The sequence below is a fragment of the Cytophagaceae bacterium ABcell3 genome, assembly GCA_030913385.1.
Classification (GTDB): domain Bacteria; phylum Bacteroidota; class Bacteroidia; order Cytophagales; family Cytophagaceae; genus ABcell3.
The window spans coordinates 1,145,280-1,167,444 of record CP133159.1; the positions used below are offsets into that span (position 1 = coordinate 1,145,280).

13 protein-coding genes are annotated in these 22,165 nt (G+C 38.7%); 10 read left to right on the top strand and 3 right to left on the bottom strand.

Features of this window, described 5'->3' with window-relative positions; all coding sequences use genetic code 11:
• Positions 1 to 123 precede the first annotated feature (123 nt).
• Positions 124 to 1,929 carry a fibronectin type III domain-containing protein gene (locus RCC89_04845; protein ID WMJ72490.1) on the top strand — a complete coding sequence of 602 codons (1,806 nt, stop codon included), beginning with the start codon at positions 124 to 126 and terminating at the stop codon, positions 1,927 to 1,929.
• A gap of 106 nt (positions 1,930 to 2,035) precedes the next feature.
• On the opposite strand, the gene RCC89_04850 is transcribed toward RCC89_04845, so the two are convergent.
• Both RCC89_04850 and hemW read right to left on the bottom strand, forming a co-directional pair.
• The gene (locus tag RCC89_04850; GenBank protein ID WMJ72491.1) at positions 2,036 to 2,410 is read right to left on the bottom strand and encodes a hypothetical protein; all 375 of its coding nucleotides are present in this window, start codon (positions 2,408 to 2,410) and stop codon (positions 2,036 to 2,038) included.
• Positions 2,411 to 2,479: 69 nt separating this feature from the next.
• Positions 2,480 to 3,598, bottom strand: a complete 1,119-nt coding sequence (gene hemW, locus RCC89_04855; GenBank protein ID WMJ72492.1) for a radical SAM family heme chaperone HemW — start codon at positions 3,596 to 3,598, stop codon at positions 2,480 to 2,482.
• A gap of 47 nt (positions 3,599 to 3,645) precedes the next feature.
• Between hemW and RCC89_04860 the strand changes: the two genes are divergently transcribed.
• The 9 genes from RCC89_04860 (at position 3,646) to gldN (ending at position 14,275) form a co-directional block, all read left to right on the top strand.
• Positions 3,646 to 5,376, top strand: coding sequence for a BamA/TamA family outer membrane protein (locus RCC89_04860; GenBank protein ID WMJ72493.1), 1,731 nt, complete (start codon positions 3,646 to 3,648; stop codon positions 5,374 to 5,376).
• A 72-nt stretch (positions 5,377 to 5,448) separates the two neighbouring features.
• Entirely contained in the window at positions 5,449 to 6,435 is a 987-nt protein-coding gene (locus tag RCC89_04865) for an MraY family glycosyltransferase (GenBank protein ID WMJ72494.1), read from the top strand.
• Positions 6,432 to 7,577, top strand: a complete 1,146-nt coding sequence (locus tag RCC89_04870) for a DUF4271 domain-containing protein (GenBank protein ID WMJ72495.1) — start codon at positions 6,432 to 6,434, stop codon at positions 7,575 to 7,577. Before RCC89_04865 ends, RCC89_04870 begins: the two co-directional genes overlap by 4 nt.
• A gap of 33 nt (positions 7,578 to 7,610) precedes the next feature.
• The gene (locus RCC89_04875; protein WMJ72496.1) at positions 7,611 to 8,399 is read left to right on the top strand and encodes a uroporphyrinogen-III synthase; all 789 of its coding nucleotides are present in this window, start codon (positions 7,611 to 7,613) and stop codon (positions 8,397 to 8,399) included.
• Positions 8,400 to 8,520: 121 nt separating this feature from the next.
• A complete protein-coding gene (locus tag RCC89_04880) occupies positions 8,521 to 9,555 on the top strand; it encodes a type IX secretion system membrane protein PorP/SprF (GenBank protein WMJ72497.1) in 1,035 nt (344 codons plus the stop codon).
• Between the two features lie 250 nt (positions 9,556 to 9,805).
• Complete coding sequence (gldK, locus tag RCC89_04885; GenBank protein WMJ72498.1) at positions 9,806 to 10,834, top strand: gliding motility lipoprotein GldK; 1,029 nt, start codon at positions 9,806 to 9,808, stop codon at positions 10,832 to 10,834.
• A 97-nt stretch (positions 10,835 to 10,931) separates the two neighbouring features.
• The gene (gene gldL, locus RCC89_04890) at positions 10,932 to 11,747 is read left to right on the top strand and encodes a gliding motility protein GldL (protein ID WMJ72499.1); all 816 of its coding nucleotides are present in this window, start codon (positions 10,932 to 10,934) and stop codon (positions 11,745 to 11,747) included.
• Between the two features lie 53 nt (positions 11,748 to 11,800).
• The gene (gene gldM / locus RCC89_04895; protein WMJ72500.1) at positions 11,801 to 13,396 is read left to right on the top strand and encodes a gliding motility protein GldM; all 1,596 of its coding nucleotides are present in this window, start codon (positions 11,801 to 11,803) and stop codon (positions 13,394 to 13,396) included.
• Positions 13,397 to 13,423: 27 nt separating this feature from the next.
• A complete protein-coding gene (gene gldN / locus RCC89_04900; GenBank protein ID WMJ72501.1) occupies positions 13,424 to 14,275 on the top strand; it encodes a gliding motility protein GldN in 852 nt (283 codons plus the stop codon).
• Positions 14,276 to 20,351: 6,076 nt separating this feature from the next.
• Here gldN and uvrC read toward each other — a convergent pair.
• Entirely contained in the window at positions 20,352 to 22,142 is a 1,791-nt protein-coding gene (uvrC, locus tag RCC89_04905) for an excinuclease ABC subunit UvrC (protein WMJ72502.1), read from the bottom strand.
• Positions 22,143 to 22,165: the final 23 nt, after the last annotated feature.

Here is a 22,165-nt window from a genome sequence, read left to right on the forward strand (position 1 = left end):
ATCAATAATGGGTTTAATCAACTGCCACTGCCAATTATAACGGGCTTTGACATTAGGATGTGCAAGTATCTTAATTTTTTTAATATAAAACAGACTTTTAACAACTTAAAAACAATGAAGAGTATGAAGAAAGTATTACTTGTATGCAGTATTTTTTTACTGTCAATTATGGGTGCACGCGGTCAATCGATTAATGATGAGGGCACAGGCTTTCGTTCAGATTTTGATGTAGCAGGTGAGGACGAACCTCAGCCTTGCTGGATTGGGCTAGAGGCATGGATTGAGGATGATGAAGAAATGGGACAGGTTTATGAAGCTGAAAGAACAGAGGATAACACAGTGGTTATTACTGGCATGGGTAACAACCCTGAATACGCACCTGTTTGGTATGGTTTTAATCATGAGTGTGGTGAAGAACAGCAATACATTGATATTAGTGAAAACCCTACGATTATCATTAACGCCAAGGGAGCAGAAGGAACACAACTTCAGGTACACGTAGCTGATGCGGACGGCCATGCTACCAATTGCGACAACTGTATGGATAATGGGGTTGTGACTTTGTCGGAATCTTTTCAAGAGTTCGAAATCAGTGTTGCTGAATTCCTTTGTCAATATGGTGGCGACTGTGAAGATGAAGATGGTGGTATAGTAGTAGACGCTACTAATATTGGAAATGTTAACCTTACTATAAACCCTGGTTCTGTCAACGATGACGATGTTTGGGTTGAGATTGACTATATTGTAGTTGGAGACTACGAAGTAGAAGAGCCTGAGCTTCCTAATGCTCCAGAAAACTTTTCTGTAGAGGTTCTTTCTGAAACAGAAGTCGAGCTAGATTGGGATGATGTAGAAGGTGCCGATGAGTATTTGGTGCACTGGAATGAACTAGGTGAGGAAGTTGAGGAATTGACGATAGATGCAGATGAGGAACGCCCTTATGTCGTTTCTGACCTTGAGGCTGGTACACAATATTCTTTTATGGTTGCTACTTATGCTGATGGTCAGTTATCTCCATTTACTGATCCTATTATTGTAACTACAGACGGCGAAGTTGATCATCCAGATGCTCTGGATACGCCTCAAAATTTTGAAGTAAACGTTCATCCAAATAATACAATAACCGTAAGTCTTGATGCAGTAGAAAATGCTACTGGATATGCACTGGACTATGCGCCTGAGGGATCTGATAACTGGAATGAGTTGCAACAGTTCAATAATGTTACTTGGACATCTCCGGTACTTACAGAAGACCCGTATAATTTTCAAGGTCATTACGATTTTCGTGTCAGGGCGTTATATGATCATGCCGAAGATGATGTGCATATTGAGTCTGAGCCATCTGAAACTGTAACTGTACTTATTGGTGACGAAGTGGAGCCTGGTACACCTGTAGTTCCTGCAAACTTCCAGGCTGATGCTATTTCTGATACCGAAATACAGTTAAACTGGGATGCTGTAGAGCTTGCAGACAATTACCTAATTGCTTGGCAGGAGACTGACAGTGGAAACTGGGATACACTGACTGTGGCAGGCGATGTAAATGACTACCTTGTCTCGGACCTTTCTCCTGAGACCTCTTATGATTTTAGCATTGCTTCTGTAGTGGAGGGCGAGGTCTCTGATTTCTCAGGTATTGTTTCAGCGCAGACAGAAACGACCACTTCGGCTGCGAGGGCTAGAATGAAGGTTGACCTTGCCTTGTACCCGAACCCTTCTGGAGGAACAACAAGAATTGATTATGACGCTGTTAGTGGCATGGACATTCAGGTAAGAATAGCTACCTCTATGGGAGAGGATGTACATTCTTTTGCTGGTGGCCCTACTGGTGCGTCTTTCGATGCATCTATTTTAAACGCAGGTATTTATCTAGTTTATATAATGGCAGACGGTGAAGTTGTTGGGGTCGAAAGACTTGTAGTTGAATAAGCTTTTTCTTTCTACAGATATAAATAGGCTGCCATTGATATGGTGGCCTATTTTTTTATATGATGATTGTTAAAAGTTATAGCAGCTTTTAAAACGGGGGGTATTGCTACTGATTTTTCTTTCTTATAAGACCAAGTAGTTCTTTTTGAACCTTCCAGTCTTTGGCCAGTGTAAGCATAGCCATGGCTTCCATTTCTGTCACATAGCCTTTTTTGCTGGCAGCGTCCCAAGTCTCACTTAAGTAAGCGAGCTTAGTTTCCGTGTCATAATTGGCAATTGTTTCTTGAAAGAAAGATTTTGCCCTTTCAAAAGTAGATACAGAGTCTTTGTTAAGAAAATCATAGACCCACTCTAATTCTTCAGAGCCGTCAATTTGCTCTGCACTTTCTGCCAAAATGCTTTTTTCGTTATCTTTTATTCCATGATAACTAAATATAATGGCCTTAAGTAGGAGAATGGATTTCTTTTGTTCCTGTATCATTAATGGTAAGGAGTTTCTGTTACAAATATAAAAAATATCTATGTATTAACACATAATGTTGGTTTGATATTACAGAATTATCAAGTCCAATGTTATTTTGTCTGCTATGATTTTCCCTTTTGGGGTTAGTTTTACTTTGCCCTCATTTAATTCCACATATCCTTGTTCTTTATATTCAGCAATGGCATTCGTCAAATCGCTCTCTTTATACCCTTTTTCTATCAGCACCTGCATGTCCATACCCCATGTTGTTCTTAAAGTAGTGAGTATGTATTCATTTATTTTATCAGTTTCTGATAAAAGTTCCTCTTCGTTGGGTAATCTCCCCTGATTGATAGCTGTTATATATTGGTGGTTGTTCGATACATTGTATTGTCGAGCTATATTATTATAACTGTGAGCTCCTGGACCTAAACCAAGGTAAGGGACATCTTGCCAATAGCTTGTATTATGTTTTGAATACATTCCAGGTAAGGCAAAGTTTGATATTTCGTAATGTTCATAACCTGCCAATTCCAGTTGATGTATCATAGAGTCGAATTGTTCAGATGCTTCCTCGTCTTCCACAGGTTTAAGCTTGCCTTTTTTGAGCCAATTCCCAAATACGGTACCTTGTTCTATGGTAAACCCATAACAAGAAAGGTGTGGGACATTAAAGGTTATAGCTTTATTTAAGTCTTTTTGCCAATTATTCAGATTAGAGCCGGGTATTCCGTATATCAAATCTATACTTATATTATTAAGACCGAATTGCTGCGCTTCTTTTATGCAGTTTTCAGCCTCTGTAGAGGTATGGAGCCTGTTCATAAACCGCAGATTTTCTTGGTCAAAACTTTGGACTCCTATACTCAGTCGGTTAAAATAGTTTTTAATAATTGATAGCTTGTCTTTTGTAAGGTCGTCTGGGTTGGCTTCTAAGGTAATTTCTACATCATCGGAAGGGGAGAAGTATTTATTTATAGTGTTAAATATAGTGTCTATTTGCTTGTCTGTTAGTAAGGAAGGTGTTCCTCCCCCAAAGTAAATAGTTTTTATTATTTTTGTACCTAAGTAGTTTCTGCGCATTTCCATCTCCAAGCAGATGGCCCGTACCATGTCTTCCTGAACCTTGAGGTTGGTTGAAAAATGAAAGTTGCAGTAGTGGCATGCCTGTCTGCAAAAGGGAATATGGATGTATAATCCTGACATTTTTAATTTTTTTTACAAAAGAAGGAACTTTTTTCGTTAAAAGGTGAATGATTAGGTGGCTCTTAGTTATTTTTATTTCTACTATACCTCTTTGCTTTGCTCAAGCAGATGAGGATGGAGAGCTATTTCTAAATATACAGTCCACTCACAAAGTTAATTATCAAAAAGTTCACTCTGACTCCCTTTCTATAGTTAAAGAAGTAAACCAGATCTTGGGTCAATTTTATGCATCAGCATATTTAGCAGCATCTGCCGATTCTATGGTTCAAAAGGGCGATACGGTATTTGTTTCCATACAGTCAGGGCCTCTATATAAATGGGCATCGCTTACCCAAGGGAATATCCCTGATCATATCCTTTTGAAGTCAGGCTATAAAGAAAAACTATATAGAGAGAAGGCATTTTCTTATAAAGATTTTGCCAAACTACAGCAGCGCATTATTGAGCAGTCCGAAAATTCAGGCCACCCTTTTGCCTGTGTTAAAATTGATAGCATTACTATAGAAGGCGAAATGATAGCTGGTTGTATAAATTTTGAAAAAGGACCCTCCATTACTTTTGATTCTTTACATATAGAAGGAGAGGCAAGTATAAAAAAAAATTTCTTAGCTGGTTATTTGCAAATCAACGAAGGGCAGCTTTATGACCAATCCAAAGTAGATAATATTACCCGTCTTATTCGTGAGTTGCCATATCTAAAGCAGTCGAGGCCACCTGTCGTGACTTTTCGTGGGGGAAAAGCCCAAGTAGGTGTTTTTTTAGAAGACCGAAAGGTTAATCAGGTAGATGGTATTATAGGTTTTTTGCCTAATGAGGCTGAAGATGGCAAACTTTTACTTACTGGAGAAGTAAACTTAGACCTGAAGAACCTCTTTAATAGTGGTAAAAATCTTTTTCTTGAATGGAGGAGGTTTATGCAAGCCTCCCAGGTTCTTGATGTAAATTATTACCATTCAAGGATTCTTCATTCAGGTATTGATGTAGAAGGTAGCCTTAACCTATTTAAGCAAGACAGCTCTTTCATTAATATTGACCGTAGCTTAAGTTTGCACCATCAGCTAAACACGAAGGGTAAGGTTACCTTTTACTCTGGGTATCGCACTTCGAGGGTTTTGTCTGGATATCCAATTTCGGATCCTGATAAACTGCCCGAGATGGTAGACTATGATTTTATCAGTTATGGTGGTGGTTATAGTTGGCACAACCTTGATGATATTTTCTACCCTCATAAAGGGTGGCGTTTTTCTGCTACTGCCACTGTAGGAAATAAAATTATAAGAAAGAATGTTACTTGGAATGAGGAAATATATGATGATGTACAGTTAAGATCTGTGCAAGTGATGTTACGGTCTTTTGTTCATAAACATCTTCCGATCGGGAAAAAAAGTGTTTTATGGTTTAGGGGCGAGGGAGGAATGATATTTAACAACGAAGACAATATCTTTGTGAACGACCTTTACCGTATAGGAGGGCTTAGGAGCTTAAGGGGCTTTAATGAAAATAATTTCTATGCTTCTGACTACGGGTTGGCTACTATAGAATACCGTTTTTTTACAGAAGAAACCTCATATTTGCTTGTGTTTTATGACCAAGGGGTGGTTTCAAACCGTTATAATGAAGAGTTTAAGGTTGATGCACCCCGAAGTTTTGGGGTAGGGGTAAGCTTTTCATCTGGCCCTGGAGTTTTTAACTTTGTATATTCCATGGGTATGTCGCGCAGTCAACCTCTAAATTTAAGTCTGGCAAAAATACATTTTGGATTTGTCAGTCGTTTTTAATTAAATAAGCATCTTTTAATGCTATATATATATTATTCAATACTTTGTTTTTTGTGGGCCTTTTTGATATCCGTGTTTGCGATACCTTCCATAATATATGTAGCCCATGTAAAAAAGTTGCTGGACAAGCCTAACTTGAGGACTATTCACGAATCTTTGACCCCTAGGCTTGGGGGCTTGGCTATTTTTGCTGGTTTTATGTCTGCTTTGACTATTTTTGGCGAAGTTGTCGAGGGTATTCAGCAGTTATTGGCGGCTTGTTTGGTTATTTTTTTTATAGGGCTTAAAGACGATATAATTACTGTGTCTGCATTCAAGAAATTTTTTGTTCAGGTTTTGGCGGCAGGAATTGTTATGTTTATAGCAGATATTCGCATTACTAGCTTTCAAGGTGTTTTAGGCATATATGAATTGGATCATGGAACCAGTTACGCATTTACTTTTCTGGTTATTATAGGACTTACTAATGCTGTTAACCTAATTGATGGACTGGATGGCCTGGCAGGAACAATTATTTCTATTATTTCTGCTATGTATGGAATTTATTTTTTATTATTTGGCGGGACAGATTTTGTGCCTTATGCCTATGTTTCCTTTTGTTTATTAGGCGGAATAGCAGGTTTTTTGCGTTACAATTTTTATAAAGCAATTATTTTTATGGGCGATACCGGGTCTTTGGTTTGCGGTTTTATAATTGCAGTTTTGTCCATACAGTTTATTGAGATGCAAGCGGTACATAATGCACCTGCCATAGCTATGGCTATTTTATTTATTCCTATACTGGATACACTAAGGGTGTTTGTGTTACGTATACTATCTGGGGTGTCACCTTTTTCCCCAGATAAAAACCATATTCATCATCGTCTTGTTGATATGGGATTGACCCAGATGGGGACTGTGGGTACATTATCGGCATTGAATATATTTTCTATTAGCCTTATTACCTATTTGTCCCACCTTGATGGTACGGTTTTGATAAGCATGTTATTTCTGCTAGCACTGATCGTTTCTGTTATAATTGAATTGTTTTCTGGTACGGCTAAGTTTCAAATGAAATGAATATAAAGTTTTTTGGTTTTTATGTTACATTGCTTCTTCTGACCTTAAATGGCCTAGAAGTATACGCTAATTCAGGAAAAGGGGCGGATAATATTGTAATTAATCGGCTGGACAATAAGTGGAGTTACTTATATAATAATGAGGAACGCCCTTATTTTGCCGGATATACTTCAAGTGACCATATTTTTCAAGAAATAAACTTTCACAGATACAAGAAATATAACTTAAACTTAACCGCTTCGCCAGATCTATCTTTGTATTTTAACAATAAGCTTTTTTATAAGAATGTTTCGGGTAAATGGGAAGAGAAGACTTTTTCTTTGAATCAATTTTCGGAAGGTTCTAAAGGGAAGTTGTTGATTTCACTGTACGACCCCTCAGGACGTTTTGTTAAATCTTCCTACATTGGGCATTCGGCCACTTTTTCTCCTTCGGACAATCTTTTGCCAATTTATCCCTCTAGGTACCATGTCCCGTATCAGGACCTGACACTTATTGTATTTTTGATAACAGTTTCATGTATTGTTTTTTTGAAAAACAGATATCCTAAAAGGTTTAAGGATATTTTAAGTGTAAAAAGTATCTTATCGATAACAGATAATGATGAAAATACACTAAAGGCAGATGGTATTACTTTTTGGGGGTTAATTGTTATAAATACATTTGCATTTTATTTGGTCTCCCTTTTACTGAATGCCCGTCCAGAAGTCCGAGAGATCTATGATATGATGAATTTTCACCCAGATACATTTATAGGGTTTTTAAAAGCTACAGGGTTTATTTTGGTTTTTCTTTTGGCTCGGTATTTATATTTGTTGATTACCGGGAGTGTGTTTAAAACATCATCGTTAGTTGGGAACCAGTTTAGTGAGTTTATCAGGCTGTTGTCAATATCAAATATTGCATTTGTCCTTTTGGCTGTCGTATTTAATGTGTCTAATTTTTTTAGATTTGAATTTTCTTACATTTATTTTTTCTGGGGCATATTTGGCGTGTTACTTATAATTATGTTAAAATCAAGCCTTTTGATATTTAAGTTTTCTCCATTTAGAAATTTCTATTTAATTTCTTACCTTTGTATTTCAGAAATATTGCCTTTGTTCGTTATTATAAAGATTTTAATAAATATTAATATTTTTTAAAGTTTTAAAATTTCTAATAATACTTTATATAAAATGAATGTGACTCAGACCCAGGAAAGTAGAGATCGTTTAACTAAAGTATCTAGTATCTTAGTTTCTCAACCGAAGCCATCAGACAACAAGTCTCCATATTTTGCATTGGCAGAGAAATATAATTTGAAGATCGACTTCAGGCCGTTTATAGGAGTGGAGCCTGTTAGTTTAAAAGAGTTTAAGAAAGAGAAAATTGATATCCTCTCCCATACTGCTGTAATATTTACTAGCAGGAATGCCGTGGACAATTTCTTCCGTATCTGTTCAGAAGCTAAGATTGAGGTGCCAGCTGATATGAAATACTTTTGTATTTCCGAACAAACAGCCAACTATTTGCAGAAGTACATAGTAATCAGGAAGCGTAAAATTTTTGTAGGCCATAAGACTGCCCGCGACCTGGAAGACGTGCTTAAGAAGCATAAAAATGAGAAATATCTGTTCCCTTGCTCAGATATTCGTAAAGATGATATCCCTTCTTTTCTTAAATCCAATAACATTAAGTTTACAGAAGCAGTTATATACCGGACTGTGGCCAGCGATTTGTCAGACTTAAGGGATGTTAACTATGACATCATTGCTTTTTTTAGTCCTTCAGGGATAAACTCATTGTTTGTTAACTTTCCTGATTTTGAGCAAAAGAATACTAGAATTGCTGCTTTTGGGCCAACAACCGCTAAAGCTGTGAGGGATGCAGGATTGATACTTGACATTGAGGCGCCTCTGCCAAATGCCCCTTCTATGACGGGTGCATTAGAGGTTTATATTAAAAAAGCTAACAATATTGAGTAGGCTGCGTAAATAAAAATCCCCGAGTTAGCCATGTTTCTAGAAAAATTTAAATGAAAAATTATTTTATTTAAATAAATATTTATATTTTTATCATATTCAATAAAACCCGGCCCTTGCTTATATGAAACAAACCAGATATTTCGTAATATTTGCCTTGTTTATACTGTTTGGCGGAACTGCTAACGCTCAGCAGGATGCGCAGTTTAGTCAATATATGTTTAACAGCCTATATTATAATCCTGGCTTTGCAGGTGTAGATGGGCAGACGAGGTTTACAGGTATTCATAGAACCCAGTGGTTAAACTATGAACCTACCAATTTTAGTGGTGGTGCACCACAGTCCACTATCATTAGTGGGTCTACCTTGTTTCCTAAACAAAAAATTGGGGTGGGTGGTTTCATGATGTATGATAGATTAGGGCCTATTACCAATATTAACCTTAGCGTGTCTCTTTCTAAGCATGTTAAAATTGGTACAGGTATGTTAGGCCTTGGAGTTAGTGGTGGTTTTATGAACCAGCGGCTTCATACCGGAGACTATATAGTTGTAAACCCTGAAGATGAGGTTTACCAACAGTTAGTCAATAGTGGGGGTTTGTCCCAGTTCAATCCGGATCTTTCTGCAGGTATTTGGTATCACCACAAAAAGTATTACTTTGGAGCTAGCTTTAACCACCTGATTAGGCCAAATATAGATTTTAGTCTTGACGGGGTCAACTCTAGAATGAGTAACCATATGTATATAACGGGTGGTTACAACTTCCAGGTGCTTCCAAGTTTAGTGGTAACTCCTTCAGCGCTCCTTCAAAGTGATATTAATACATGGACATATTTATTTGGTTTTAATGCTACATTTCAAGAAAAAATATATGCAGGATTGCATGTTCGTCAATCTATAGGAGAACGTCGGGGTGGGGCTAGTGAAGGATTAGGTTGGTCAAACGACGATATTATCTTAATGGTAGGGATTAATTTATTAAAGAACGCCCAAGGTATGGATGCATTAAGGCTTGGGTATGCGTTTGATTTTGTTACAAGCGGTGTTGACGCAAAAAAGCGGACTTCGCATGAAATTATGCTAACTTATATGATTCCCAATCCTTTTGGACAGCCTAATCCACCGGTGAGGACTCCTCGTTATAGACATGGTGACTAATGAATGTTGGGATTTTTTTGCCCGTTTCAAGTTCTAAAATAAAGTTTTTCTTGGATTGTTATTAAAAACTCTTTATATTGTAGAACTTTTTCTAAAACAAATAGTAATAAATTTAGTTTTATTTGTCTTTAAGCAATAGTTGGGAAAATGCTTTTTTAAGACAAGTTTTAGAAGAGGCGAAGTGTTAAGCACAACCTAGATCATCAATAAATAGAAAAACCTATTAAGAAGTAAATTAAACTCGGAAGTTATGAATAAATTAAGTGTTATTTGTAAATTATGCCTTTTTGCGTGCCTAGGAGCAGCAGCTTTGCTTCAAAGTTGCCAGCGAGGTCCGGATGGCGGCGGTGACCTGATAGGTGTGCCGGATAGGGAAGGATGGGTTATGACCGTCCCTTATGGTATGACTACGTGTCCGTCTGGTACCTTTCACATGGGACAAGCAGATGAAGACGTTCCAGCAAGTCAGATCAACCTGAACAAACAGGTAACAATTGGTGGCTTTTATATGGACGAGACTGAGATAACAAACAATGAATATAGACAGTTCATGGATGTTTATCTTAATGATTCTGTGGAAGCTTTGGGAGAGCAGTATATTATGACAGAACTTTATCCTGACACTACCGTATGGGTTAAAGACTTCTCTCACCATATGGGCGACCCTATGATGGAATACTATTATGCACACCCTGCTTTTGACGAATACCCTGTTGTAGGAGTTGACTGGTGGGCTGCTAGAATCTTCTGTGACTGGAGAACCAAGCACATGAATAACTGGAGAGCCGAGCATGGGCTTTTCAAAATGCCTAATTTCCGCCTTCCTTCAGAAGCAGAATGGGAATATGCTGCTAGAGGTGGTAGAGATATGGCTAAATACCCTTGGGGTAACCCTTATATAAGAAATGCGAAAGGTTGTATGCTAGCAAACTTCAAGCCTGGTAGAGGTAACTACTATGATGATGGTTTTATGTATACTTCCCCTGTTGCATCTTACTTCTCAAATGATTTTGGCCTTTATGATATGGCTGGAAACGTAGCTGAATGGTGTGAAGACGCTTATTATGATGCTGCTGTGCCAGTTGTGTGGGATCTTAACCCTACTTATTATGATGATGATGAGCCTAGAAAAATTATCCGCGGAGGTTCTTGGAAAGATATAGCTTACTATCTTGAAACTGGTACAAGAACTTTCGAGTATCAGGATTCGGCTAAATCTTATGTAGGCTTCCGTTGCGTGATGACTTATCTTGGTAGATCTTCTGGTTCTGAATTTTAATTCATAACCGAAATAAGTCTCTCACTTATCCGTTTGTAAGTTCAAACTTAATTAAATAAAAAAGGTAAATTGTTAAACAAATTAAATCTTTAAAACAATGAGTAAAAGTAAAGGTGGTTTTGCAGATGTGTTCTTTAATAAGGTCATGCCTATGGTATACGGCCTTGGTGGTGCAGTTGTAATCGTTGGAGCACTATTTAAAATTATGCACTGGCCTGGTGCTGGTCTAATGCTTATCATTGGTCTTGGTACTGAAGCTTTGATCTTCGTAATTAGTGCCTTCCAGCCTGTACACAAAGATCCAGACTGGGCTAGAGTTTATCCTCAATTGGCAGATAATTATGACGAAGAGTATGAAGAAGAAGAAGAAGAGGATGGATTAATTCCTGCAGGTTCTGGTGTTACAAGAAAGCTTGATGATATGTTAGCTGACGCTAATATCAATGAAGATGTTATCGGTAGACTTGGTCAAAGCTTTGAAGCTCTTTCTACAACTGTTTCTGGTATGAAAGATATCACTGATGCATCTGTTGCTTCTAATGAATATGCTAACAATGTTAAGACTGCTTCTCAGTCACTACTTGATATGAACAGCTCTTATGCTAGAACTGCTGAAGCTATGGCTGAAATGGCTAACGCTTCTACAGACGCTAAAGAGTATCACGCTCAGGTTCAAAATATCACTAAAAACCTTGGTGCTTTGAACGCTGTATACGAAATGGAACTTTCTGACGCTAACAACCACATTAGAGCTATGAACAAGTTCTACAGCAACCTTTCTTCTGCTATGGAGAATATGGCTGATGCAAGCAAAGATACTGAGCAGTTTAGAGAAGAGCTTGGCAAACTGTCTAAGAACTTGACTTCACTAAATAATGTATACGGCAACATGCTGACTGCTATGAAAGGATAATCCTTTCTTATTGTAAAATTATTTTAATAACTAAAATTATAAGATTTTAAAATATGGCTGGAGGAAAAGAAACCCCAAGACAGAAGATGATAGGTATGATGTACCTAGTTCTTCTTGCCTTGCTAGCCTTACAAGTCAGCGCCGTGATTATTCAGAAATTTCAATTTCTGGACACGAGTTTGATGATTGTTAATGATAAGGCGGGTATAGAACATGATGAAACTGTAAGGTCCATTAGGGCAACAGTTGAAAAAGAAGGTAACGATGAAAAAGACCTTAAGGTCGTGGAAAAAGCTGAAGAAGTTAGAGATAGGACTACTGAGCTTGTAAATTACATGAACGACCTAAGGAACATGCTTATCGAAAAAACCGGTGGGTACAATGATGACAGTACTTATGCCGGAGCTAAAGAAGAGGACAAGGTAATGGAAATTATGCTTGGCCCTGAAGGTAAGAAAAGTGGAGATGCGTATGAGCTTCAGAAGCGTCTTAATGCTTTTTCAGATTATTTGAATGAAGTTGGCGTAAAAGCTCCTAAACTTGCCATGGATGGCAAAGAAGATCCATTGTTTAAGAATGACAAAAGTCAAAGAACAAAGGATTTCGCACAAATTAACTTTGCCCAAACTCCAATGGTAGCTGCGCTTGCTATGATTGCTCAAAAGCAGTCTGAGGTGCTAAAGTACGAAAACGAGGCACTTACTATGTTAGCAAGTGAAGTTGGTGCACATAAAGTTAACTTCGACCAAGTAGTGGCAATGGTTAGACCTAGGTCAAATGTAGTTGCTGCTGGAACTAAGTATGAAGCTGAATTATTTATTGCAGCATCTTCTAGCTCTATTACTCCTACTATGAAATATGAGGGAAAAGAAATTCCTGTAGTAGATGGTAAAGGTCAGGTTTCATTTGTTGCTAAGCCTGCTGGTAAATATGACAAAGAAGGTAATGCAAAAGCAACTTGGACTGGGTCTATTACTATTAAGAATAAAGGTAGGGATACTACTTTTACAGTAACGGAAGAGTATACTATTGCTAAGCCTGTAATATCGATTCAAGCTGCTGCGGTATCTGCTCTTTACATGAACTGTGGTAATGAACTTGATGTGCAAGTGCCTGCTCTAGGGTCTACTTATAACCCTAAGTTTACTGCTACTGGTGCTAAAGTAATTCCTGGTTCTGAAAAAGGTAAAGTTACGCTAGTTCCTAACAAAGCTAAGGTTAGATTGAATGTAGCTAGTAATGGTAACCCTATTGGACATCAAGACTTTGGTGTGAGAATGGTTCCTAGACCTGAACTTCAAATCTGGGACAAAGGCAAGCCTGTAAATGAGAAAACTGGTGTGCCAGCTCCTGGACCTAGAATGCTTGTTGCTAAAGCTATACCTGATGAAAGTTTCAAAAACTTCCTTCCAAAGGATGCGCGCTACAGAGTAGCACAATGGGAAGCCATTCTTGTAAGGGGGAAGAGACCTGTAGGAGCTCCTCAAGTATTTACTTCAGAAAATGGAAACTTAGCTACTTTCGCTTCTCAAGCACAGCCTGGTGACAGGATTTTGGTAGAGATTAAGAAAGTTGTTAGAATGAACTTCCTGAATGAATTAGAAGAGGTTTCTATTCCTACGACTGTTAAAAATATACCTCTGAACTAAATTATTTTATAATAAACAGGATATGTTATGAAAAAATTAAGTGTTATTGTTATGGCATTTGTCTTATTATCTGGATTGTCTGGGCTTCAAGCCCAGACAAAGATAAAGGACATTATGTATGAAGATGGATATAATAAATACTCTCTAAGGCCAGTACATGAATCTGATATTATGTACAGAAAGACCCTAATTAGGGCTTTGGATTTGAGAGAAAAGCAAAATAAGCCGATTTTCTCTGAAAAAAGGGAAATTACCAGAATTTTCATCGAAGCTGTGGAAAACGGCATCATTACTCCTTACCGTAATGACTCTCTTGAAGATGGTGGTCAATTAACAATTGCGGAATTTAAGGAAGCAATAGAAATGCCTTCTTCAGAGCCGGAACTTTCTCCGGAAGAAAAAGAAATCATGTTGCAAATGGGAGACTCTTCTTTCATGTATTCATCTGGAACGGAGTACTACTTCCCTCGTGACCTTTATCAAATGGAAATCAAAGAAGATCTTTTGTTTGATAAAGAAAGATCTAGAATGTACTATGACATTATAGCTATTACTTTATTTGTGCCTGCTGACCACGGAGCAAACATCAAAGGAATTCAGCTTCCTATAGCATCTTTCAGCTATAAAGAAGTTACTGAAAAGTTGTTCAAGGATAACCCTGAAGCTATTTGGTATAATCCGCAAAATGATGCTTCTCACATTAACCTTGCTGATGCTTTTGAACTTAGATTGTTTAGTTCTTATATCATTAGGGTTTCTAACCCTATGAATCAGTACTTGGTTGACATTTATGGTGGCGATCAACAAAAAGGTATCATGGCTTCATCATGGGCTGCACATGATCTTCTTGAGTACGAACATAACCTGTGGGAATTTTAATACAACACTTAATTTTTTCATAAACCGAAGGGCTGTCGTTAGACAGCCCTTTTTTAGTTTTAAGGATAGGGGATACAACCTAGTTCTCAGGTTCTACAGATCCCTCGTTTCTCGGGATGACCGGTTATTATGAATGTAATTGACAGAAAACCAAAATGTAACCGTCATTGCGAGGCAAAAGGTAGCGATGGAAAGAGTTCTTGGTTGAAGTTTAAATTGTTAGTTTCTTATGAAAAAATGCCGCGGCAATCTGGTTGCGGAGAGCCCCTACGGTTGTTATTCTAAAATCTATTAATCTGGTATTTTCTATTTATAACCTTTGACAGGTTGTTTTAAACTTTAAAAACCAAGACTATAGCTGCCTTCCCGCACCTGTTGCGGGGTCTGTTTGGGTAATGGTAGGATGTATTTCTTCGAATTATCAAATCATTACATTGGTCGCTTTATTATAAACCTAATGAGCTAATGTTACCTAAAGCTCATTCTCCATTTTTTCTTACCTTTTTTGCTTGTCCAAAAAAGGTAACCAAAAAAAGACACTATGGCTGAAAGGCATATTGCCACGCGCTAAACGCACAGTGCCTCCCTGCCAAAAAAATGCCTTAACTGACGATTCATTGTCAAAGGCAGTTCTTAATTGCGGCATTTTTAAAAATCCGGCACCCCACAAGCCGCAATATGCCCACGCCAGCCATAGAGTCCCCTCCCGCCCTTAGTAGCTATCGGACTGCTGATTATGGAGTTATTCTTTTTGTCTACTTTTCGGCTCTTGCCAGTTTGGAGGTTATCGCTGGTTTTTGTTGTTAGAATTTTGGGATGGTGGTTAAAACTCTAATATCAAACACTATAGCTGCCTCCCCGCACCTGTTGCGGGGTCTGTTTGGGTTATGGTAGGATGTATTTCTTCGAATTATCAAATCATTACATTGATCGCTTTATTATAAACCTAATGAGCTAATGTCACCTAAAGCCCATTCTTCATTTTTCTTACCTTTTTTGCTTGTCCAAAAAAGGTAACCAAAAAAAGACACTATGGCTGAAAGGCATATTGCCACGCACTAAACGCACAGTGCCTCCCTGCCAAAAAAATGCCTTAACTGACGATTCATTGTCAAAGGCAGTTTTTAATGGCGGCATTTTTAAAAATCCGGCACCCCACAAGCCGCAATATGCCCACACCAGCCATAGAGTCCCCTCCCGCCCTTAGTAGCTATCGGACTGCTGATTATGGAGTTATTCTTTTTGTCTACTTTTCGGCTCTTGCCAGTTTGGAGGTTATCGCTGGTTTTTGTTGTTAGAATTTTGGGATGGTGGTTAAAACTCTAATATCAAACACTATAGCTGCCTCCCCGCACCTGTTGCGGGGTCTGTTTGGGTTATGGTAGGATGTATTTCTTCGAATTATCAAATCATTATATTGATCGCTTTATTATAAACCTAATGAGCTAATGTTACCTAAAGCCCATTCTCCATTTTTGGTTACCTTTTTTGCTTGTCCAAAAAAGGTAACCAAAAAAGGACACTATGGCTGCAAGGCATATTGCCACGCGCTAAACGCACAATCCCTCCCTGCCAGAAAAATGCCTTAACTGACGATTCATTGTCAAAGGCAGTTTTTAATGGCGGCATTTTTAAAAATCCGGCAGCCCACAAGCCGCAATATGCCCACGCCAGCCATAGAGTCCCCTCCCGCCCTTAGTAGCTATCGGACTGCTGATTATGGAATTATTCTTTTTGTCTACTTTTCGGATCTTACCAGTTAGGAGGTTATCGCAAATTTTGACTGTTAGTTTTTTGGGATGGTGTTTTAAACGCTAAAAATAAACAATATAGCTGTCTCCCCGCACCTGTTGCGGGGTCTGTTTGGGTTATGGTAGGATGTATTTCTTCGAATTATCAAATCATTATATTGATCGCTTTATTATAAACCTAATGAGCTAATGTTACCTAAAGCTCATTCTCCATTTTTTCTTACCTTTTTTGCTTGTCCAAAAAAGGTAACCAAAAAAGGACACTATGGCTGAAAGGCATATTGCCACGCGCTAAACGCACAACCCTCCCTGCCAAAAAAATGCCTTAACTGACGATTCATTGTCAAAGGCAGTTTTTAATGGCGGCATTTTTAAAAATCCGGCACCCCACAAGCCGCAATATGCCCACACCAGCCATAGAGTCCCCTCCCGCCCTTAGTAGCTATCGGACTGCTGATTATGGAGTTATTCTTTTTGTCTACTTTTCGGCTCTTGCCAGTTTGGAGGTTATCGCTGGTTTTTGTTGTTAGAATTTTGGGATGGTGGTTAAAACTCTAATATCAAACACTATAGCTGCCTCCCCGCACCTGTTGCGGGGTCTGTTTGGGTTATGGTAGGATGTATTTCTTCGAATTATCAAATCATTACATTGATCGCTTTATTATAAACCTAATGAGCTAATGTCACCTAAAGCCCATTCTTCATTTTTCTTACCTTTTTTGCTTGTCAAAAAAGGTAACCAAAAAAGACACTATGGCTGAAAGGCATATTGCCACGCACTAAACGCACAGTGCCTCCCTGCCAAAAAAATGCCTTAACTGACGATTCATTGTCAAAGGCAGTTTTTAATGGCGGCATTTTTAAAAATCCGGCAGCCCACAAGCCGCAATATGCCCACGCCAGCCATAGAGTCCCCGCCCGCCCTTAGTAGCTATCGGACTGCTGATTATGGAATTATTCTTTTTGTCTACTTTTCGGATCTTACCAGTTAGGAGGTTATCGCAAATTTTGACTGTTAGTTTTTTGGGATGGTGTTTTAAACGCTAAAAATAAACAATATAGCTGTCTCCCCGCACCTGTTGCGGGGTGTTATGGTAGGATGTATTTCTTCGAATTATCAAATCATTATATTGATCGCTTTATTATAAACCTAATGAGCTAATGTTACCTAAAGCTCATTCTCCATTTTTTCTTACCTTTTTTGCTTGTCCAAAAAAGGTAACCAAAAAAGGACACTATGGCTGAAAGGCATATTGCCACGCGCTAAACGCACAATCCCTCCCTGCCAGAAAAATGCCTTAACTGACGATTCATTGTCAAAGGCATTATTTTATGGCGGCATTTTTAAAAATCCGGCAGCCCACAAGCCGCAATATGCCCACGCCAGCCATAGAGTCCCCGCCCGCCCTTAGTAGCTATCGGACTGCTGATTATGGAATTATTCTTTTTGTCTACTTTTCGGATCTTACCAGTTAGGAGGTTATCGCAAATTTTGACTGTTAGTTTTTTGGGATGGTGTTTTAAACGCTAAAAATAAACAATATAGCTGTCTCCCCGCACCTGTTGCGGGGTGTTATGGTAGGATGTATTTCTTCGAATTATCAAATCATTATATTGATCGCTTTATTATAAACCTAATGAGCTAATGTTACCTAAAGCTCATTCTCCATTTTTTCTTACCTTTTTTGCTTGTCCAAAAAAGGTAACCAAAAAAGGACACTATGGCTGAAAGGCATATTGCCACGCGCTAAACGCACAACCCTCCCTGCCAAAAAAATGCCTTAACTGACGATTCATTGTCAAAGGCAGTTTTTAATGGCGGCATTTTTAAAAATCCGGCACCCCACAAGCCGCAATATGCCCACACCAGCCATAGAGTCCCCTCCCGCCCTTAGTAGCTATCGGACTGCTGATTATGGAGTTATTCTTTTTGTCTACTTTTCGGCTCTTGCCAGTTTGGAGGTTATCGCTGGTTTTTGTTGTTAGAATTTTGGGATGGTGGTTAAAACTCTAATATCAAACACTATAGCTGCCTCCCCGCACCTGTTGCGGGGTCTGTTTGGGTTATGGTAGGATGTATTTCTTCGAATTATCAAATCATTACATTGATCGCTTTATTATAAACCTAATGAGCTAATGTCACCTAAAGCCCATTCTTCATTTTTCTTACCTTTTTTGCTTGTCCAAAAAAGGTAACCAAAAAAAGACACTATGGCTGAAAGGCATATTGCCACGCACTAAACGCACAGTGCCTCCCTGCCAAAAAAATGCCTTAACTGACGATTCATTGTCAAAGGCAGTTTTTAATGGCGGCATTTTTAAAAATCCGGCACCCCACAAGCCGCAATATGCCCACACCAGCCATAGAGTCCCCTCCCGCCCTTAGTAGCTATCGGACTGCTGATTATGGAGTTATTCTTTTTGTCTACTTTTCGGCTCTTGCCAGTTTGGAGGTTATCGCTGGTTTTTGTTGTTAGAATTTTGGGATGGTGGTTAAAACTCTAATATCAAACACTATAGCTGCCTCCCCGCACCTGTTGCGGGGTCTGTTTGGGTTATGGTAGGATGTATTTCTTCGAATTATCAAATCATTATATTGATCGCTTTATTATAAACCTAATGAGCTAATGTTACCTAAAGCCCATTCTCCATTTTTTCTTACCTTTTTTGCTTGTCCAAAAAAGGTAACCAAAAAAGGACACTATGGCTGCAAGGCATATTGCCACGCGCTAAACGCACAATCCCTCCCTGCCAGAAAAATGCCTTAACTGACGATTCATTGTCAAAGGCAGTTTTTAATGGCGGCATTTTTAAAAATCCGGCACCCCACAAGCCGCAATATGCCCACGCCAGCCATAGAGTCCCCTCCCGCCCTTAGTAGCTATCGGACTGCTGATTATGGAGTTATTCTTTTTGTCTACTTTTCGGCTCTTGCCAGTTTGGAGGTTATCGCTGGTTTTTGTTGTTAGAATTTTGGGATGGTGGTTAAAACTCTAATATCAAACACTATAGCTGCCTCCCCGCACCTGTTGCGGGGTCTGTTTGGGTTATGGTAGGATGTATTTCTTCGAATTATCAAATCATTACATTGATCGCTTTATTATAAACCTAATGAGCTAATGTCACCTAAAGCCCATTCTTCATTTTTCTTACCTTTTTTGCTTGTCAAAAAAGGTAACCAAAAAAGACACTATGGCTGAAAGGCATATTGCCACGCACTAAACGCACAGTGCCTCCCTGCCAAAAAAATGCCTTAACTGACGATTCATTGTCAAAGGCAGTTTTTAATGGCGGCATTTTTAAAAATCCGGCACCCCACAAGCCGCAATATGCCCACACCAGCCATAGAGTCCCCTCCCGCCCTTAGTAGCTACCGGTCTGCTGATTATGGAGTTATTCTTTTTGTCTACTTTTCGGATCTTACCAGTTAGGAGGTTATCGCAAATTTTGACTGTTAGTTTTTTGGGATGGTGTTTTAAACGCTAAAAATAAACAATATAGCTGTCTCCCCGCACCTGTTGCGGGGTCTGTTTGGGTAAAGCAGGAATGTGAATTGCAAAATATTAGGCAGGTGCCAGCGTCTGACAGATTCCTCCTGCGTCGGAATGACAGGTTATATATCATTGCATCATCATATCATCGAATCATCCTTAAGCTTCTTATGAAACAATGCCGCGGCAATCTGTTGGCGGTAAGTTGTGTTGGTTGATTATTTGTGGGAGAACAATATTAGACCTGACGATGAGATTGCTTCGTCGTCCCTCCTCGCAATGACGTGGTGGGGTGAGTAGTAATAGTGGTTGGTATTATCTATTAGGTTGTAAAAACATCTTCCCTTTAATCCAGTCTATCCTTTTATCCTGCGAATCCCGGTTCAGATAGTACATTACTAGACCTGACGATGAGATTGCTTCGTCGTTGCCTCCTCGCAATGACGGTGGGGTAAAGTGATGGTATATAGATTATTTACCTGTCAGCGTCCCTTGGTCCTGACAGCGTAAGTGTTAAACAACCTGACGGTGGGCTTGCTTCGTGGTTACCTCCTCGCAATGACGTGGTGGGGTGATGTGATGAATGGTATACAGGATGAATGTTTAGGGATCAATTAGCGGAGCGAAAATCCAACAGATCCCTCGTTCCTCGGGATGACCGGCTATTATAAGGCAGATTGGGTTTGTTGTAGTGTTAAAATGCGATTTATCGTCTTCTATACAAGCAGTTAACTGCCTTTATCAGAATGTAGCGAGATACTAGGAATGGTGATGAAATCTGCACACTTCAAGTAAAGCTTTTTCATAGGCTTTCTTTTGCTCAAATCTACACTTTTATTGTTGGCTGTAGAACTTATAGATTACTTCTGCTTTACTTTTTCCTACCACTTTCTCTAATTCTGACAGTTCTGCTTCTTTTATTCTCTTCGGCGATTTAAAGTGTTTTATTAACTTTTCGTGTGTTTTCTCCCCAATTCCTGTTATTTCGCTCAATGAACTTTTTAAAGAGCCTCCCGATCTTTTTTGTCTGTGGAATGTGATTGCAAAGCGATGGGCTTCATTTCTGATAAATTGGAGCAATCTTAGGGATTCAGATTTTTTATCAATATATAGTGGATCTTTATCGCCAGGGTAAAATATCTCTTCCAGCCTTTTAGCTATTCCAATAATTGGGATTTTTCCGTATATATTTAACTCTTGAAGTGCTTCACATGCTGCATTTAACTGGCCTTTGCCTCCATCAATAACGATAAGCTGAGGCAAGCTCTTTTGTTCATCCAAAAGCCTTTTATAGCGGCGATAGACGATTTCACGCATGGAACCAAAATCATCTGGCCCTACTACTGTTTTGATGTTGTAATGACGATATTCTTTTTTGGCTGGTTTCCCTTTTATAAAACATACCATGGCTGCTACAGGGTTGGTCCCTTGAATGTTTGAGTTGTCAAAGCATTCTATGTGCTCCGGAAGTTGGGACAGGGACAAGTCTTTTTGCAATTGTTTTATAACCCTGAGGCCAGGATCTTCTTTTTCCCTTAGGCTTTTTTGGAGAAGCTGCTCGCTAGCATTTTTGTAAGACAACTCCACTAGCTTTTTTTTGTCTCCAATTTTGGGTATGATTATTTTGATTCCGCTTATGTCGGAGTCTGTTTCTATATTGGACAGTATTTCTACAGGTTGTGCTCCAGTGTCATTTTTTACTGCTGCAATGGCCATGAGCAATATTTCTTCTTCTGTTTCATCCAATTTCCTTTTGACAGTCAGTGTTCGGGTATAGACTATTCTTCCTTCTCTTATCATCAAGCAGTTTACAGCTACCATTTTATCTCTGGTAGCTATAGAAAAGACGGCTAAATCTGTCACTTTGGGATTAACAATAACAGATGATGCTTGGAATTTAGTGAGCAAGTGCAGCTTTTGCTTAAAGGTTTCTGCTTTTTCAAAATCTAAGGCTTCTGCAGCTTTTTGCATTTCATTTTGAAAGTGTGCTTTTACTGAACTGATATTTCCTTTCAAAATCTGGTGTACCTGCTCTATATTGCGGTTATACTCTTCTTCTGACTGCAAACCTTCACAGGGGCCTTTGCAGTTTCCAATGTGGTATTCTAGACAGACTTTATATTTGCCGTTTTCAATGTTTTCTTCTGACAATAGGAAGTTACACGTCCTTAACTGATAAAGGTCTCTTGCCAGTTCTGTAATTGTGTTTATCGCTTTTACACTTGAATACGGGCCGTAATAGGTGCCTTGGGCTTTGTTAAATGTCCTTGTGTTGAACAGCCTGGGGAAGCGTTCATTGGAAATACAAACATAAGGATATGTCTTGTCATCCTTTAAAAGAATGTTGTATTTGGGTTGGTGATTTTTTATCAGGTTGTTTTCAAGTAAATAGGCATCAAATTCAGTATTAACTATAGTAAACTCGATAGATGCTATTTGAGAAACAAGCCTTTGTGTTTTTCTGTCTAGGTAAGACTGTTTATTAAAGTAGTTACTTACCCTTTTTTTGAGGCTTTTAGCCTTGCCTACGTATATAAGCTCTTTTTCAGTGTCAAAGAACTTATATACGCCAGGTTTGTCAGGCAAATTTTTTATTTCTTCTTTTTCAATATGTTCATTGGCCATATTCTATTCTCAAGAAATTAGCA